The organism is Psychrobacter sp. HD31 (assembly GCF_051097895.1).
GTDB lineage: Bacteria > Pseudomonadota > Gammaproteobacteria > Pseudomonadales > Moraxellaceae > Psychrobacter.
The window spans coordinates 1,876,975-1,893,886 of sequence record NZ_CP142525.1 but is presented as its reverse complement, the minus strand read 5'-3'; the positions used below and the strand labels follow the sequence as shown (position 1 = coordinate 1,893,886).

Below are 16,912 nucleotides of genomic sequence, written 5' to 3'. Positions count from 1 at the left end.
TAATTAAACAGGTTCTAATCTATAATACTGTTTTTTTACATCAGCAATAGTGTTTTTTGGTAACTGTATTGCCCAAAACAATCAATCAATGTAGCTATTTAAATATGAATATTGAGACCTTTTTACTTTTTTTTGGTAGTACCTTTTTAATTTCTGCCACACCAGGTCCTAATATGTTATTGGCCTTTCAGTATGGTATTAATTTTGGTGTTAAGAAAACGTTATGGACAATTGCAGGGCTCAGTTTTGGGCTGTTTTTGTTGTTATTGTCGGCATTACTTGGGATCGACACCTTAACCAAGCAGCTACCATGGGCTTTAACTATTATAAAAATAGTCGGTGCATTTTATTTGGCTTTTTTAGGGTTGCAGTCATGGTTACATGCAGAAAACAACAACGAGCTAATGACAGATAAAAACCACATTAGCCAAGCCCAACAGGCGTTACAGTCCAAACAAGCCAAACCTTGGCAAATGTTTAAAAAGGGGATGTTTGTTTCACTTTCTAACCCAAAAGCCATTTTATTTTTTGCAGCTTTTTTCCCAAAATTTATTAACTTTAATGCCCCTTTGCTTACGCAGTATGTGATTTTAACTTTTGGATTATTTTTAAGTGAAACTTTTTGGCAAGCGGCTTATTTATTTAGCGGTAAAAATTTGGCAAATTGGTTACAAACAGACAATCGCCTTATTTGGTTAAACCGTATTTGTGGTTTGCTGTTTATTACCATTGCAGGTCTAATGCTTTGGGAGCTACTGTAAACATTCATTTTTAAAGTACTAAACCAATGCAATCTATTTAAGTAATCGGTTTAAATTTATATAGCCACTTTTAAGTGTTAAAAAACAAAACTAATCTAATAGTTTTAATAGTTTACCTTTCACCAGATGCGGGCTGACATATTCTGTAATTTCCACTTCTACAAACTTGCCCAACAAGGCTTGTTTTTGTTCTTCCTCAACAGGGAAGATAACCGAGCGGGTGTTATCTGCTGTGCCATGCAAGTGATCGGTATGGCGGTTACCTACCTCTTCTGCCAACACACGGTGCGTTTGACCAACCATCGCTTCGGTCTTTTTAAGTGTTGAATCAACAATCACTTTTTGAAACGCAGCCAAACGCTCTTTTTTAACCGATAGCGGAATATCATCTGGTAACTCGCTGGCTGGCGTACCTGGACGTTTTGAGTAAATAAAACTGTAAGAATGATCAAAATTTAAGTCTTTTGCTAACTGCAGAGTTTCATTAAAGTCTTCCTCTGTTTCACCAGGGAAGCCGATAATAAAATCACTCGACAAATGCATGTCAGGACGAATTGCCAATAATTTATTAATTTGGTTGATATAAACATCAATCGTATGATTGCGTTTCATGGCTTTAAGCACATTGTTTGAACCCGATTGAACCGGCAAATGCAGATGAGATACCATTTGTGGTAATTTTGCATAAGCATCAATAATATCATCCGTAAACTCTAAAGGATGGCTTGTGGTGTATCGAATACGCTCAATCCCATCAACATGGGCAACGTAATGCAGCAGTTCTGCAAAACGGCAAATCGTACCGTCATCTTTTTCACCTCTGTAGCCATTCACGTTTTGACCAAGCAAATTAATTTCTCGTACGCCTTGTTCTGCCAGACTGTCAATCTCAGCCAATACATCATCTAAAGGGCGTGATAACTCTTCACCACGTGTGTAAGGAACAACACAAAATGAGCAATATTTTGAGCACCCTTCCATAATAGAAACAAATGCTTTGTAGCCTTCTACTTTTGGTTCTGGCAAAAAATCAAACTTTTCGATACTCGGGAATGAAACATCCACTGTACCAATACGATTTTTTGGTTGCACATTTGTTTGTTTCGTAGATTCATCATATAACTCTGGTAAACGGTGCAAGGTTTGCGGACCAAAAATCATATCCACATAGGGCGCTCTTTTTTGGATATTTTGCCCTTCTTGTGATGCCACACAGCCACCAACACCAATAACCAAATCGGGGTTCTTCTCTTTTAGCTTACGCCAACGCCCAAGTTGACTAAATACTTTTTCTTGCGCTTTTTCTCTAATCGAGCAGGTATTCATAATCAAAACATCTGCTTCATCAATATTATTGGTTATAATCATGCCATGAGAGTCACCCAGTACATCACCCATTTTTTCTGAGTCATATTCATTCATTTGACAACCTTGCGTGCTAATAAAAACTTTTTTAGTTTTTTCAGCATGCAAGTTTTTGTCTACCTCAATATTGTCGATAGCAATCTTTTGATTGTTTACTACTTTTTGGGTAGCTGGTTTCGCATCAAATTTTGGGTTAAATACAGTGGCACTCATAGATAAAAAATCCATTAATAACAGACAGGTTCAAAAAAACAACGACCTTTAATTATAACATAATTTAAAACTGCTTAATTTTATCATCGCATAAATACATAAGCTTTTTGTAACTTATCTTCAATTAAAATAACCACTACCTAACATTGACAAAATAGCAACAATATCTTGCTATTATTGTTTATAATAATTTACATAAAATAGAAAAGATAAAACATAAATAGACATACGCTAATATGATTTTTGTATGAGCATTTTATTCTCAACTTATAATCATCTCAATAAAGCGTTAGGAGCCGTTATGCAAGCAGCTGTTAATAAAAAAACTCAAAATAAAAAATGGTTGCTAATACCAATTGTCTCTTTAGTTGCTAGTGCGACTATTACCCAAACCGCCATGGCTCAAAATGACTATGACAACGGTGTGAGTTATTTTACAGATGCTCAGCGCGCTGGCGATAGTGGTGATATCAATGCCCTATATACTTACGAACAAATGATGAGTGGTAGTTTGTTTGCCATGTACCCAACTTACTGGCGTTTAAATAATGATATCAACAGCCTGCACCCAAACGCGGTCATCAACTTTGTGCAACAGTACCCAAACACTGTCATGGCAGAAAAACTGGTTGCTGACTATGCCGAATCAAAAGCAAGCACTGGTGACTACGCAACTGTCAGACAAGTTTCCTCCTATATAACCAATGCCGATAAAAGTGAGAACTGTGCCATTGCACTTGGCAACCTTCATGGTGGTGATAGCATGCAGTTATCGCTTGCTAAACAAGAAGTTTGGTTAAACACGCACAAACAACCTGCATTATGCGAGCAGTTTGCTACTGAGCTTACCCATAGTTATGTTGTCAACCAACAAGATAAAAAAGATCGTCTGTACCGCATGTTACGTAAAGGCAAAACTGGCGATATTTTGGCATTATCAAGTTCGCTTGGTAATACCATTGGCTACTCACAACTGTCAGAAATTCAATTAAACCCTACTGGCTTTATGAGCCGTATGGCTTATGAACCCTATAATGATGTCAATCAATACTTATATCTTTATGCCATTGGTAGGTTAACTGACAAATCATACCGTGAGGCTGCGATGCAACTTGATTATGACATCCGCCAGGATAATGCTCGAAGCCAACACTTATTGTCTGATGAAACTCGCCAGCACGCGTATCGCACCATTGCCGTTAAACGCATGAACATGAATACAGATGATGGTTTTAGTCAAGAAGCTGTTGATTGGTTTCGTAAAAGTAGCAATGTATCGTTTAACTATGAAGAAGCCGAAGACTATGCCCAAGCCGCTATTCGCTACAGTGAATGGGACGATTTAAACATCGCTATTACCCAAATGAGCCCAGAACAACAACAACAACCAAAATGGCAATATTGGCTTGCAAGAGCCTACGAAAACTCATCCGATAACAATCACCATCATTTAGCAAATAATATTTATGATGCATTAGCCAGCACCAATGATTATTACGGATTTTTATCACAAGACAAAGTCGGTAAACATCTATCTAGTAATTCAAATACCCATATCAGTAACTCTGATCGTTTTCGTGTCATGGATAATCCAAGCTTTGCCCGTGCCTTCGCCCTATATGATGCCAAAGCAGATAGGCGATATGCCAACCGTGAATGGAACTGGGGTGTTAAACAGGCACTTAATAATGGCGATAAAAGCATGGTATTATCAGCAGCTAAAATCGCTAACGAAAAGGGCTGGCTTGACCGCTCAATTTATGCAATGGAGCAAGTTGGCGGTGCCACGCAAGATATGAAACTATCCCACCCAATGCCTCATCAAAATAGTGTTGTACGTTATTCTAATAACGCCAATATAGACCCTGCTTGGGCTTATGGCATTATGCGCCAAGAAAGTCGCTTTAATGTTGGTGCTCGTTCTGGCGTTGGTGCTAGTGGTTTAATGCAAATTATGCCTTCTACGGGTAAATTTGTTGCCCGTAAACTGGGAGAACCTTATAGTAAAAACCGTGTTAACAATGGTGATACTAACATCCGCTATGGCACCTGGTATATGGGCTACATCATGGGCGAACTCAATTATCAACCAACCGTAGCAACTGCCGGTTATAACGCAGGTCCAAACAAGGCAAAGCGTTGGTTGCCTGTTTATAATAGCTTGCCTGCCGACCAATACGTAGAAACCATTGCTTATCCAGAAACACGAAACTATGTAAAAAGAGTGATGGAAAATTCAACCATCTATGGCACATTACTTGGTCAACCAAAACCAATTAGTAAGCGTATGGGTACCGTGTGGAGCCAATAAAAGTAGAAAAGTTAAAATTAATAAAACATTTGCATTGAAAAAGGAAAACCTGTGACCATAAAGTATGTTTTTAAATTAAATATCTACTCATTATTACTCTATAATTTTAGTAATATTTAAATGAAATAAGTTTAGCCTAGAAGACGATGATGGCATTTATTCACACACTTGAAAAGTTAAAAAAGCAGCATGGTTTAAACACTGCTTTTATGCGCTCATTATTTGTTTTTATAACAATAGCGCCTTTTTCTACAACTGCTACACATGCTCACGCCGCACAAAAACCAACCAAAGAAGTTTTAAAAGTAGAAATGTCTGCAGCCGTTTGTCGGTTAAATTTCTTTAGCAAAAATAAAACCAGACAATGTGCCGATGGTCACCCTATTACTATTAAAGGGTATGATATCGGTTATGATAGATACTGTAGTTCAAACACAGCATTTAAATTATCCCCCTTACAGCAAAAATTGGTTGCGCGTTATATACCAGACAAAAAAACGCAAAAGCGTATTTGGCAAACCTATGGTAAATGTAGCTCATTAACTGCAAATGAATACTTTCGTCAATTAAACCGCCGTGCAAAAAACTTAACGCTACCTAAAGAGCTGAGTTCTGGTAATAACTACCGTGTTAATAAAACTCGTTTTATGCAACAGCTATTGTCCTCAAATAAAAACATGTCACCTAATAACATTGATTTAATCTGTAAAAACAACTCAAAAAATCAGGCGGTGTTGGCTCAAATCAATTTTTGTTATAAAAATGGCAAATACAGTGCCTGCGATAAAAAAGTAGATAATTGTCCAAAGAACTATTTAATTTACGGACATTAAATAGCTTTACAAATCCCCTTGTATCATCTTCTTTTAGTAGCATTAAATTTTCAGCAAACAACAAAATCCCTAGACCTTTGAATACGAGTGGTATAGACTAGGGAATTGCTTATTGAATAAAATTAGCGAATAAAATTTTTTTAACGCACTTTTGCAAAACTAAATAGATGCTACAAGGAGCTTTTAATGAAATCACCAGTACGTGTTGCTGTTACAGGCGCAGCAGGGAATATCAGCTATGCCATGCTTTTCCGTATTGCTTCTGGCGAGATGCTAGGCAAGGACCAACCTGTTATTCTACAACTATTAGAAATCACACCAGCTCTTGATGCGCTTAAAGGCGTTGTCATGGAACTTGAAGACTGTGCATTCCCTCTATTAGCTGGCATTGTACAAACAGATGATGCAAATGTTGCATTTAAAGATGCAGACTATGCTTTACTTGTTGGTGCTCGTCCTCGTGGTCCTGGTATGGAGCGTAAAGACTTATTAGAAGCAAACGCTGCTATTTTCTCTGCTCAAGGTAAAGCACTAAACGATGTAGCAAGCCGCGACGTTAAAGTACTTGTTGTAGGTAACCCTGCAAACACAAACTCACTCATTGCTCAACGTAATGCTCCAGATTTAAACCCACGCAACTTTACTGCAATGACTCGCCTAGACCACAACCGTGGTATGGCTCAACTAGCTGAGCAAACAAACAGCACTGTTAATGATATCGATAAAATGATTATTTGGGGTAACCACTCTTCAACTCAATATCCAGATTTAAGCCAATGCTCTGTTAACGGCAAACCTGCTCTAGAACAAGTTGAACGTGAATGGTACGAAGGTACTTATATCCCAGACGTGCAACAACGTGGCGCAGCCATTATTAAAGCACGTGGTGCTTCATCTGCAGCTTCTGCTGGTAATGCAGCCATCGCACACATGCGTGATTGGGCACTAGGCACAGCAGAGGGTGAATGGGTATCAATGGCTGTATACTCACAAGGTGAGTATGGCATTCAAGAAGGTCTTATCTATTCATTCCCTTGCACATGTAAAGATGGCGACTGGACAATTGTAGAAGGTGTTGATGTATCTTCAGACTTCTCACAAGAAAAAATGAAAGCAACTGAACAAGAACTTGCTGAAGAGCGTGACGCTGTTGCGCACCTACTGCCATAATTTTAAACTGACGTTAATACTAAAAGACCTTGCGATCGCAAGGTCTTTTTATCAGTGGTAATCTGAGTCATTTTTTATTATGATTGCTCTTTTCTCCACGCCAACAAGTCGATGACATCTTGTTTGATTCCCGCCTTCAAAGCTTCAAGCCCATCATATTTTCTTTCCCCATGCAAATAGTACAAGAATCGAACTTTTAATATTTTGCCGTACAAGTCTGCTTTAAATTCAGGAAAGTGAACTTCTAATCGCCAATCTAACCTATCAACTAAGTCATTAACCGCGGGACGTATGCCAATATTTGCTGTACCAAATAAAGAATTAGGTGCTAACCCTCTTATCCCTACTTTTTGCTCTCCATTAATAGAGCTTTCACCCACTTGTTCCCAACCATTTTCCACAACATGACCAAATTCATCTAAAATTTGCACATCAACCGCAAACACACCATGTAAAGCTGGCTGGATTCGGTTAAGCGCAACATTTGCTGTAGGAAAATCTAGCGTACGACCAATCTTATCACCATGCTGCACCTCACCAATCATCTCATAATCACGTCCTAGTAGTTCACTTGCCTTATCCAAGTCACCTTTGGCTAAAAGGGTTCGTATACGAGTTGAGCTTATTCGTTCATGGTTTTGCTTAATATCTTTGACGGTACTCAGTGATTCAACAAAAAATCCATACTGTTTTAAAAACTCACTATTACCAGCTCGGTCATGTCCAAAACGGAAATCATCACCTAATACAACTGCTTTCACATTCAACTGATTTTCTAGCATGTCAGCAAACTCATGCGCAGATAAAGAGCGAAAGGCTTCATCAAAATCAACAACAAAAAGCTGATCAACACCTTTGTCAATATGAGAAAAACGACTAAAAACAAATTTTGTTTCTGCCAAGTTCATTAATCTTGCAGGTGCCGTTTTAGGAGAAAAATACTCCTTAGGCATAGGTTCAAACACCATAACTGCCGTCGCCAGATTATTAGCTGTTGCCAACTCAATGGTTTGTTTTAACATTGCTTGATGCCCTAAATGCAAGCCATCAAAGTTACCAATAGTTAATACAAAGCCTTTGCTATCATTAAAGTTGCTAACATCATCCGCTTTAGCTGGCAGTTGCTTTAAAAAAGTAATATTCATAAATGATATAAGATAGTCGTAATATAAAAATGTGCAGACATTATAATAGATAAAGATACACGCATAAACCGTAACTTATAAACCACACATAAATGAATTAAATTTTGTGAGCTATATATTTTTGGATAATATAGTTACTAATCTAAATTTTCTAAACTAACACTCAGATAAATTAGTAACAGTAAATTTGCCTGTTTGATTAAACGTAATTTTAAACTGCTGAATCGTTCTTTTTTGGTTAGTGCAATATTTAATATTACCAAAGTGACCGCGCGGCATACCTGTTTCTGCAGCAAAACGAATATAATCACGGCTACCTGCCTGCAACCTCAGTTTTCCATATTTTAATGACAATGGATTACTGGTAATAAGGCTGTCTGTATTCATGTCATATTTTTTATTATTATTTTTATCATAAAAAGAAACTAAACGTTGATTACCCATTTTTTGGCAACGATTATTTTCATCTAAAAAACAAACCAGAACATTTGTACGATAAGCATAGCTACTTGCTTTTGCCTCTTTTAATGTTGTCACAACCATGCGTTTAACTTTGCTAGCTTCTATATTTGTTAACTGGTTCGTAAACAGTGGGTAAGCAAAAACACTTATGACAGCTAAAATTGTTAGTGTCACCAGCATTTCTATCAGGGTGAATCCTTCTTTTTTTGTTTGCAATTAATCCATCCTTTTACATTAAGCAACACTTTTATGTATTTAAAAAGTATCCAAGTTTTGTCAAAACTCGTTTTTTATCTTATAATAAAAGTTGCATAGCGATACAGTTTATTATATTTGTTTGCTAAAAATGTGTGTTAATAGATTTTGATTCAAACAAATCAGCTTCATGATTTAACGAAAGTTACACTTCTTGTTTTTTCATGTAATAAAATGTAGCTTTCATTAAAAAAAAGTTGTAAAACTTTGTGAATATCGCTAAGCTATGCAATGAATACATTTGTTACATAATATTTCAAATATATGTTGTGCAATGGATATGTATCTAAACAAAGCTAAGCTAAAACACTCAAACAAACTTTGGAGGAATCCATGAAACTTAATAAAATCGCTTTAGCAATGATTACTGCATCTGCTGCTACTGTAGCTGCAAATGCTGGCGTAACTATCACCCCGCTAGTAGGTTATCACTACTCAGACTTAGGTGATACTAATGATAAACAGCGTGAAGTTTTACGCACTGGTAAAGACTTATACGTAAACAAAGATGACAAGCGCATTGATGTTGACGGTAAAAACCCAGATACTAACGAAACAGTAAAAGCTCCAGCTAATGGTGGTGTTTCTAAAGAGTCTAGCTTGTATACTGGTCTTGCACTGGGTGTTGACTTGTCTGACGCGACTCAGTTCCAAGTTGAATACGGTCAGTCTGATGCTAACGGTGAAGCATCTGAAGAATCAGCAGAAGCTGGTGTTAACCGTTTTGACGTAGAACAGCAAATGATTTCTGGTAACTTCCTAGTTGGTCTTGACCAATTTGTTGACACTGGTTGGGCTGTAGACCCTTACTTACTAGTTGGTGCTGGTCAGTCTAAAATTAAAGTAGAAAACCAAGAAACTTACGGCGACGTAAAAGCTGGTACTGAAGTTTCTGAATCTAAAGATACTATTGGTAACCTAGGTCTAGGTGCTTTATATAACATCAACAATAATGTTGCACTTCGTGGTGAAGCACGTGCTATCCACAACTTTGACAACAACTGGTGGGAAGGTCTAGCAACAGCGGGTCTTCAAGTTGCACTAGGTCGTGCTGCACCTGCAGTTGCTGCGCCTGTTGCACCTGTAGTAATGGACAAAGATAGCGATAAAGACGGTGTTATCGATCGTTTAGACGCTTGCCCAGGCACACCAATGAACGTTGTTGTTGACGCTAAAGGTTGCCCAGTACAAGAAGACATCGTAGATGCACTAAAAATGGAACTACGTGTATTCTTTGACAACGACAAAGCAAACATCAAACAGCAATACAAGCCTGAAATTGCTAAAGTAGCAGAAAAAATGCGTGAGTACCCTAACTCAGTTGCTAAGATTGAAGGTCACGCATCTAAAACTGGTCCTTCAGCTGCATACAACCAACGTCTATCTGAAGCACGTGCTGTTGCAGTTAAAGCAATGCTTGCTAACGAATTTGGTGTAAACCCAGCTCGTATCGCAACTAAAGGCTATGGTTATGAGCGTCCAATCGCTTCTAACGATAACGAAGAAGGTCGCGCAATGAACCGTCGTGTTTACGCTATCATCACTGGTGATAAGACTGTGACCGAAACAAAAACTAAATAATTATTAGTTTTTTATAAAAAACGCCACCTTCGGGTGGTGTTTTTTTATTCAAAAAATAAGCTGGTATCTAACGTAAAAACGAGACCGATACCCACCCCAAATAAGTGAACATCCGATACTCTTCTTTAAATACATGAACCTAATGTAAAATAAATTTAGTGTAACGGCTTAATATAAAAACACATATTTGTCATACATTAATGATATACTAGGCAACCTTTTAAAAATTCGTTATTTAACAAATAACTGAAACCTTATTACTACAATTTTTTATTCTGAGTAGAGTTTATGGCTAACAACATCAAAAACTTAAGAAATATTGCAATCATCGCTCACGTCGATCATGGTAAAACGACCTTGGTTGACAAGCTATTACAGCAATCTGGCACTCTAGGCGATCGCGCTGGTGAGATTGAGCGAGTCATGGACTCGAATGCATTAGAACAGGAACGTGGCATCACCATTTTAGCAAAAAATACCGCTATTAAATGGCATAACCCCAAAAATGATACTGAATACCGCATTAACATCGTAGACACCCCAGGTCACGCCGATTTTGGTGGCGAGGTAGAACGCGTTATGTCTATGGTAGATTGTGTATTACTGCTGGTAGATGCTGTTGATGGTCCTATGCCGCAAACTCGATTTGTTACTCAAAAAGCCTTTGAACAAGGGCTAAAACCAATTGTTGTTATTAATAAAATCGACCGCCCAGGCTCTCGACCTGATTGGGTTATGGACCAAATTTTTGATTTATTTGATGCTTTGGGCGCCTGTGATGAACAGCTAGACTTCCCTGTTGTATATGCCTCTGCACTAAACGGTATCGCAGGTATCGAAGCTGATGAACTAGCCGATGATATGACCCCTCTTTTTGAAACTATCATTGACATTGTTGAACCACCTCATGTAGATGTTGATGGTCCTTTCCAAATGCAAATTTCTAGCCTAGATTACGACAACTTTATGGGCGTTATCGGCATTGGGCGTATCCAACGTGGTAGCGTAAAAACCAACACCCCTGTTAAAATTGTTGATAAAGATGACAATACACGTAATGGTCGTATCCTAAAGATTATGGGCTATCATGGTCTTGAACGTATTGAAGTAAACGAAGCACAAGCTGGCGACATTGTTTGTGTAACAGGTATGGATGGCTTAAACATTTCTGATACAATTTGTGATCCTGAAAATGTTGAATCACTACCAGCACTAAGCGTAGATGAACCAACTATTTCTATGACCTTCCAAGTAAACGACTCACCCTTTGCTGGACGTGAAGGTAAATTTGTGACCTCACGAAACATCCGTGAACGTCTAGAGCGTGAGCTTATCCATAACGTTGCACTGCGTGTAGAAGACACAGATTCTCCAGAGAAATTTAAAGTTTCTGGTCGCGGCGAATTGCATTTATCTGTACTTATTGAGAACATGCGCCGTGAAGGTTATGAGTTAGGTATCTCGCGCCCAGAAGTGATTGTAAAAGAAGTAAATGGTGAGCTACAAGAGCCCTACGAGAATGTTATTTTTGATATTCAAGAAGAACACCAAGGTTCTGTGATGGAACAAGTTGGCCTGCGTAAAGGTGAAATGAGCAACATGGAACTTGACGGCAAAGGGCGTATGCGCATTGAGGCGGTGATGCCTGCGCGTGGTTTAATTGGTTTCCGATCTGAGTTTATGACCATGACATCAGGTACCGGAATTTTAACTTCTAGCTTCTCTCACTATGGTCCACAAAAGGTTGGCGAAGTTGGTGGTCGAATCAATGGCGTACTCGTCTCTATGGTCACTGGTAAATGTTTAGGCTTTGCATTATTTAACTTGCAAGAACGTGGTAAGTTGTTTGCTGAACCAAGTTTAGAAGTATACGAAGGTATGATTGTTGGTGTGAACTCACGTAGTGATGACATGGTCGTTAACCCAACCAAAGGTAAGCAGTTAACTAACGTACGTGCTTCAGGTACTGATGAAAACATTATTTTAACCCCTGCTATCAAGCTAACACTTGAACAAGCATTAGAATTTATTGAAGACGATGAATTGGTTGAAGTAACGCCTGAATCTATCCGTATCCGCAAAAAATTCTTAACTGAAAGTGACCGTAAACGTCATACTCGTAAAAAAGACAAAGACGCGTAATAGTTAAAGAATAAGAAAAGGCAAGTACAGATTATGTACTTGCCTTTTTATTTGTTGATTTAATAAAAAACTTGTAGCGCTATAAACATCCCCCTATTACTATTATTTAGTCACCATCGGTGCTATTAAAACCAATCTGAACCCCAAATAGTGGCAGTATGCCTCGCTTAAGTTCTTTTGTAATGCTGGCTAAGTTATCATGCAAAGCTTGTTGATTCGCTTTTTCAGCGGTTGTGATATCGGCAGGCAAAGTGGCAAGTTGTTTTTTTGCCGTTTCTATACTCGCTGTCGCTGAATCAAGTAACTGCATGCCTTTTTCATCATCGCTTACTAAGGTCTGTAGGCTTTTATCAGCTAATGCCTGTTGTAGCATATCCAATTTTGCTTGAATAATTGTTTGGCTTTGCCCTGCTATGTGAGCAGGTACATGCCCTTTTTTCTTAGAATTCAGTGCAAGCGGTTTATCAACACCAGTCGACTTTAAGTTTTCAATATAAAACAATAGCCCATTAAAATATTGATTCATCCCTATTTTTGGGTTAGCTGTGTCTAATAGGGTGTTACTGTTAACTTTCCATTGTTCAGCAATGTCATTTAAACGACGATTTAGCTCATTACTAGCACTAATAACATAGTTACACTGTGCCGCATCAAAGGCATCATTAGTATATAAGATATCTTCTAATGCTGGTACACCTTGCACGATAGCACTTTGGTCAACAAACTGCTCGGGTGTGATTTTTGGGCTATTTGCTATCAGCTTTTCCACACTACGATGAACCAATTTTCTTTCATCAGGGAAATAATTGATAAACAAATTGTTCATATTGTCTGTCGCTGGTCCAAAATTAATAGCCTCCGCTTGTGCCCATGCCGTCGCAAGCATCAACCATTGACTACGCAGCTTTTCTATTTGTTCTACCGATACGCCACCAGATTGGCACACTTCATTTGCTAAGCTATGAAATGACTGACTTTCAGTAACAGCCTTATTGTAAGTTGGAACAATAATATCATTGGCAACATGCTTCAAATAGACAGTTTCTTGTTCTGGTGAGATATTTACTACCTGATCTGCTTTTGCATCAGCTGGTTGACTGTCTTTTGCTTCATTGGTAGTGGTATGACTATCCGTTACCTTTGCCCCATCAGTCACTTCTGTCTGTGTATTTTCTGTTTGTGCAGGTTTCGCACAGCTAATCAAAATACCTGTACTAATTGCTGATAATGTTAACGCCAAAATTTTACTTTTTTTCATAAGTTATTCCATATTATTTTTTTAATCCAAAAATAATCAAAAATTGTTTTAAGTCTCTATCATATTACAATGAGCTTAAAAATGCTTCTAATTCTTTACGACCTTGTTCATCCAACTTAAGTACCTTTTGCTTCGCTTCTTCGGCTTCACCACCATGCCATAATACTGCTTCTATTGGTGTTCTCGCACGTCCATCGTGTAGGAAGCCCGCTTGTGCATCAACCTTTTGAGCCAAACCAATGCCCCATAAAGCAGGTGTACGCCATTCATGCGAATTCGCTAAAAACTCTACTTGGATATCTTTGCTCGGTATCTTACCTGCTATCGTCTTATCCGCTAAATCATCACCCATATCATGCAATAACAAATCAGTATATGGATAGATAACTTGTCCGTTCTGTTCAACGTGGTCATCATCGGTTGTTGGCAATTGATAGCGAGGCGTATGACAGCTTACACAGCCCAAGTTATGAAAATGCTTTTTACCTGCCAGCACAACTGGATCATCTGCATGACGTCGATTTGGTACCGCTAAGTTACGCGTATAAAATTCAACAAATTTCGCTATCTCATCACTAATTTCCACTGGTTTTTCACCATCACCTTGGTCATCAGCACCGGTTGGCGCTTCAAGACAAGCTGTTTGACTTGGTGTACAGTTTTCATCAGGGTGCAGACGAGAAGTTAAACCCATATCTCCATTAAAAGCACCTTGGTTCTGTGTCATCAAAAATGGTTGTCCAGCTTTCCAACCAAAACGACCTAACGCTTTTTTTCCATCTAATGCACTAATCACCCAGTTATATTTACCACTGATACCATCACCATCTTTATCTTCTGGATCCGCCTGAGACTTAATATCTTCTGCTTTAATATGCTCAAGTAAACCTAAACCAATCATTGGTGGCGCAACCCGTGGAGATACCATAGTATCCTCACCAAACTTACCGTAACCTGCATGCGTCAGGTTAAAAGTTGGGCGACGCAACATAACTTCATGTCCATCAGTATATTTAATAGGCACTTCTGTCCATTCTACCGCAACATGCCCTTCTGCAGGCACGCCTTGAATATTACGATCCTGCAACTGTCCGCCATAAACAGGATGTGCCACTTTTTCAATTTCAGAGTTAGCAAGCTTCTGCTTTTGTTCTTCGGAGGTGGGTGGGACCGCCAAACGAATCAGTAAACTATCAGCTGTATCTTCTGCATTAACTGGCGCATGTCCTCGCCCGTCTTTGATATGACAAGATTGACAAGCTGCCACATTAAACAGGGCACCCAAACCATCTCTGGCATCTGTACTTGCTGGAGCAATAACCCAAGGCTGTTTAAAAAAGGCATTACCAACAAAAAAGTTGCCTTTACGACTGGCACTGATATTAGAGGATGGTTTTGAGTAGCTCTCACTACTGTCAATGTTAATGCCAGTTTCTCCACCCTGTTTCATTTCTTGTGGATCAAACGCTAATAGTTTTTCTTGTGAGACACCAGCAATTTCTTCAATTTGTTTTGCTCTATCTGCCGACACACCCGTCATATCAGATTGTGCGTTATTAGACTGCTGGCAGGCCAACAATGTACTGGCACCGATAAGGGCTGTGATTGCCGTGATAATTGGACGAACTTTATAAGTATGTTGAAAGTTAGCCATGATACGCTCCTTAGACCCATGAATATCATGCTAGAAATGACTGGCTGAGAATTACCTAGCTTTATTGTGGTATTGTATCAAATTTATTGCGAATGCATATTATTAAAATGTAAACTCTCAGTTTTATTTTGATTTATAAAATAAATGACCAGCACATTGGCTGGTCATTTACACACTCAACTATTTAATTATCATTAACAATAATCATTTTCTAGAACTGGCTACCAGTATCAGCATCTAGTTTATCAATGCCAACACTTGCAGCAGCTGTTTCAATACCAGCAGTTACTTCTTGTAATGTAGCAATAGAATCATTAATCCAACCACGACGCTTTTCTTGCTCTTCTTTGGCAACACCGTTACCATTAGCTTGCGCAACTGTCGCAATCATTTGGTCAACTTTAATACCATTATTTTCGGCTTGGTCAACAATCACATCAAAGGCTGTCGTTACGTTATCGAACTTAGCTTGCAACGCGTCAGCTTCTTCTTGTTTACCCATGTCGATTAAGTATTGTTTAACACCATAACCACCTTTACCGTTGTAGTTACCTTCAAAAATGTTTTTAATACCTTGTGCATTCTTGGCATAACTATTGTGTGTTAAATCACTAAAGCATTCGTGTTCATCTTCAGTAGAACCAACCACCACAGCAACTTGTAAACGTTCAGAAGCAAGCTCACCAAGTGCCAAACTACCCATCTCATACATTACCTGACGTACTGCATTGTCATCTTTACGAGCTAGTAAATCCGAACGCAATGTATTTTCGCTATCTGGCTGCCACTGAGCAACCATCGCTGTTAAATCATCAACCAATAGTTGAGCAGCAGCTTTTAGGTATTCACCACGACGTTGACAGGTTTTTGTGCTGTCAGCAACAACGGTACCATTCGTACATTTGCCTTCTTCTGTGTTGAAGTCAGATACTGGACGATTACCAGCGCCTTCGCCTGTACCATTTGTATCTTGACCCCATAGTAAAAACTCAATCGCATGGTAACCAGAGGTAACATTTGCCTCACTACCACCAATTTCATTCATATCAGCCAATAGCTGTGGTGTAATTTTACTTGTATCTTGGCTGATGCTACCAATCTTGATGCTATCGCTATTAATAATGTTAGCACTGTTATTATATTCACCTTCGTATGAATCGCTTACATAGTCAATTAGTGCCTCATCAAGTGGCCATGCATTCAATTGACCTTCCCAACCGTCAACGCTTTCGATTGCACGATTTGTGTTAGCAGTTACAAAACCTTCATCAAAACGGAATACTTCGGTTTGTGAATATGGATTACGTGCTTCATTATATACCGCTTTTGCTGCGTCAAGGTTTGCTTGTGTTGGCTCATCAACATAAGTATTTAAAGCAACCTGTAACTTTTTAGCGCCTTCTAGTGAGTCTGAATAAGATGCTAGTGCCATATCAGCAAAACTATTTAGCAAGGCTTCTGCTTCTTTACCTTTTTCTACTTCTACTGCTGTTGCGTGTGCTTCACCTTCTTTGTGGTCATGCTCCGCATGCTCTGCTTCAGTTGGTTGTTCTTTTGCACAACCAGATACAAACATTGCTGTTGCAATCGCTGTTGCCAATACACCGCGTTTTGTTAAAGCCAAAATATCCATAATTTTTCCTCAAAGTTTAATTTGGATGAAATAAAAAATGTGAATAACACTTATACTACCCAGTAAATCAATTATTCACGGGCTAAAACGACTAGCCAAACTTTGGTAACCACGCACTATCATATTGAT

General features: G+C 38.6%; 12 protein-coding genes. 6 read left to right on the top strand and 6 right to left on the bottom strand.

Features of this window, described 5'->3' with window-relative positions:
• Positions 1-104: 104 nt before the first annotated feature.
• Positions 105-761: a LysE family translocator gene (locus VH441_RS08495; protein WP_434353214.1), complete on the top strand. Its 657-nt coding sequence runs from the start codon at positions 105-107 to the stop codon at positions 759-761.
• A gap of 90 nt (positions 762-851) precedes the next feature.
• Here VH441_RS08495 and miaB read toward each other — a convergent pair whose 3' ends face one another.
• Complete coding sequence (gene miaB / locus VH441_RS08490; protein ID WP_434353213.1) at positions 852-2,339, bottom strand: tRNA (N6-isopentenyl adenosine(37)-C2)-methylthiotransferase MiaB; 1,488 nt, start codon at positions 2,337-2,339, stop codon at positions 852-854.
• A gap of 301 nt (positions 2,340-2,640) precedes the next feature.
• On the opposite strand from miaB, the gene VH441_RS08485 reads away from it, so the two are divergent.
• The 3 genes from VH441_RS08485 (at position 2,641) to VH441_RS08475 (ending at position 6,653) form a co-directional block, all read left to right on the top strand.
• Entirely contained in the window at positions 2,641-4,650 is a 2,010-nt protein-coding gene (locus VH441_RS08485; RefSeq protein ID WP_434354389.1) for a transglycosylase SLT domain-containing protein, read from the top strand.
• Positions 4,651-4,796: 146 nt separating this feature from the next.
• Positions 4,797-5,483, top strand: coding sequence for a hypothetical protein (locus VH441_RS08480; RefSeq protein WP_434353212.1), 687 nt, complete (start codon positions 4,797-4,799; stop codon positions 5,481-5,483).
• 186 nt (positions 5,484-5,669) lie between these two features.
• On the top strand, positions 5,670-6,653 hold the full coding sequence (locus VH441_RS08475) for a malate dehydrogenase (RefSeq protein ID WP_434353211.1): 984 nt from the start codon (positions 5,670-5,672) through the stop codon (positions 6,651-6,653).
• Positions 6,654-6,730: 77 nt separating this feature from the next.
• Here VH441_RS08475 and ribF read toward each other — a convergent pair whose 3' ends face one another.
• Entirely contained in the window at positions 6,731-7,798 is a 1,068-nt protein-coding gene (ribF, locus tag VH441_RS08470) for a riboflavin biosynthesis protein RibF (RefSeq protein WP_434353210.1), read from the bottom strand.
• Between the two features lie 156 nt (positions 7,799-7,954).
• Positions 7,955-8,476 (bottom strand): pilus assembly FimT family protein, encoded by a 522-nt coding sequence (locus VH441_RS08465; protein ID WP_434353209.1) that lies wholly within the window; start codon positions 8,474-8,476, stop codon positions 7,955-7,957.
• A gap of 372 nt (positions 8,477-8,848) precedes the next feature.
• On the opposite strand from VH441_RS08465, the gene VH441_RS08460 reads away from it, so the two are divergent.
• Both VH441_RS08460 and typA read left to right on the top strand, forming a co-directional pair.
• The gene (locus VH441_RS08460; RefSeq protein WP_434353208.1) at positions 8,849-10,096 is read left to right on the top strand and encodes an OmpA family protein; all 1,248 of its coding nucleotides are present in this window, start codon (positions 8,849-8,851) and stop codon (positions 10,094-10,096) included.
• Between the two features lie 288 nt (positions 10,097-10,384).
• The gene (gene typA, locus VH441_RS08455; RefSeq protein WP_434353207.1) at positions 10,385-12,238 is read left to right on the top strand and encodes a translational GTPase TypA; all 1,854 of its coding nucleotides are present in this window, start codon (positions 10,385-10,387) and stop codon (positions 12,236-12,238) included.
• A gap of 106 nt (positions 12,239-12,344) precedes the next feature.
• Here the strand turns inward: typA and VH441_RS08450 are convergent, their stop codons facing one another.
• The 3 genes from VH441_RS08450 to VH441_RS08440 form a co-directional block, all read right to left on the bottom strand.
• Entirely contained in the window at positions 12,345-13,496 is a 1,152-nt protein-coding gene (locus VH441_RS08450) for an imelysin family protein (RefSeq protein WP_434353206.1), read from the bottom strand.
• Between the two features lie 64 nt (positions 13,497-13,560).
• Positions 13,561-15,150, bottom strand: a complete 1,590-nt coding sequence (locus VH441_RS08445; RefSeq protein ID WP_434353205.1) for a di-heme oxidoredictase family protein — start codon at positions 15,148-15,150, stop codon at positions 13,561-13,563.
• 211 nt (positions 15,151-15,361) lie between these two features.
• Positions 15,362-16,783: an imelysin family protein gene (locus tag VH441_RS08440; RefSeq protein ID WP_434353204.1), complete on the bottom strand. Its 1,422-nt coding sequence runs from the start codon at positions 16,781-16,783 to the stop codon at positions 15,362-15,364.
• Positions 16,784-16,912 lie beyond the last annotated feature (129 nt).

Bases quoted from the DNA above. Each gene is read 5' to 3' on its own strand.
- VH441_RS08495 (WP_434353214.1), top strand. From the start codon at position 105: ATGAATATTGAGACCTTTTTACTTTTTTTTGGTAGTACCTTTTTAATT.
- miaB (WP_434353213.1), bottom strand. From the start codon at position 2,339: ATGAGTGCCACTGTATTTAACCCAAAATTTGATGCGAAACCAGCTACC.
- VH441_RS08485 (WP_434354389.1), top strand. From the start codon at position 2,641: ATGCAAGCAGCTGTTAATAAAAAAACTCAAAATAAAAAATGGTTGCTA.
- VH441_RS08480 (WP_434353212.1), top strand. From the start codon at position 4,797: ATGATGGCATTTATTCACACACTTGAAAAGTTAAAAAAGCAGCATGGT.
- VH441_RS08475 (WP_434353211.1), top strand. From the start codon at position 5,670: ATGAAATCACCAGTACGTGTTGCTGTTACAGGCGCAGCAGGGAATATC.
- ribF (WP_434353210.1), bottom strand. From the start codon at position 7,798: ATGAATATTACTTTTTTAAAGCAACTGCCAGCTAAAGCGGATGATGTT.
- VH441_RS08460 (WP_434353208.1), top strand. From the start codon at position 8,849: ATGAAACTTAATAAAATCGCTTTAGCAATGATTACTGCATCTGCTGCT.
- typA (WP_434353207.1), top strand. From the start codon at position 10,385: ATGGCTAACAACATCAAAAACTTAAGAAATATTGCAATCATCGCTCAC.
- VH441_RS08450 (WP_434353206.1), bottom strand. From the start codon at position 13,496: ATGAAAAAAAGTAAAATTTTGGCGTTAACATTATCAGCAATTAGTACA.
- VH441_RS08445 (WP_434353205.1), bottom strand. From the start codon at position 15,150: ATGGCTAACTTTCAACATACTTATAAAGTTCGTCCAATTATCACGGCA.
- VH441_RS08440 (WP_434353204.1), bottom strand. From the start codon at position 16,783: ATGGATATTTTGGCTTTAACAAAACGCGGTGTATTGGCAACAGCGATT.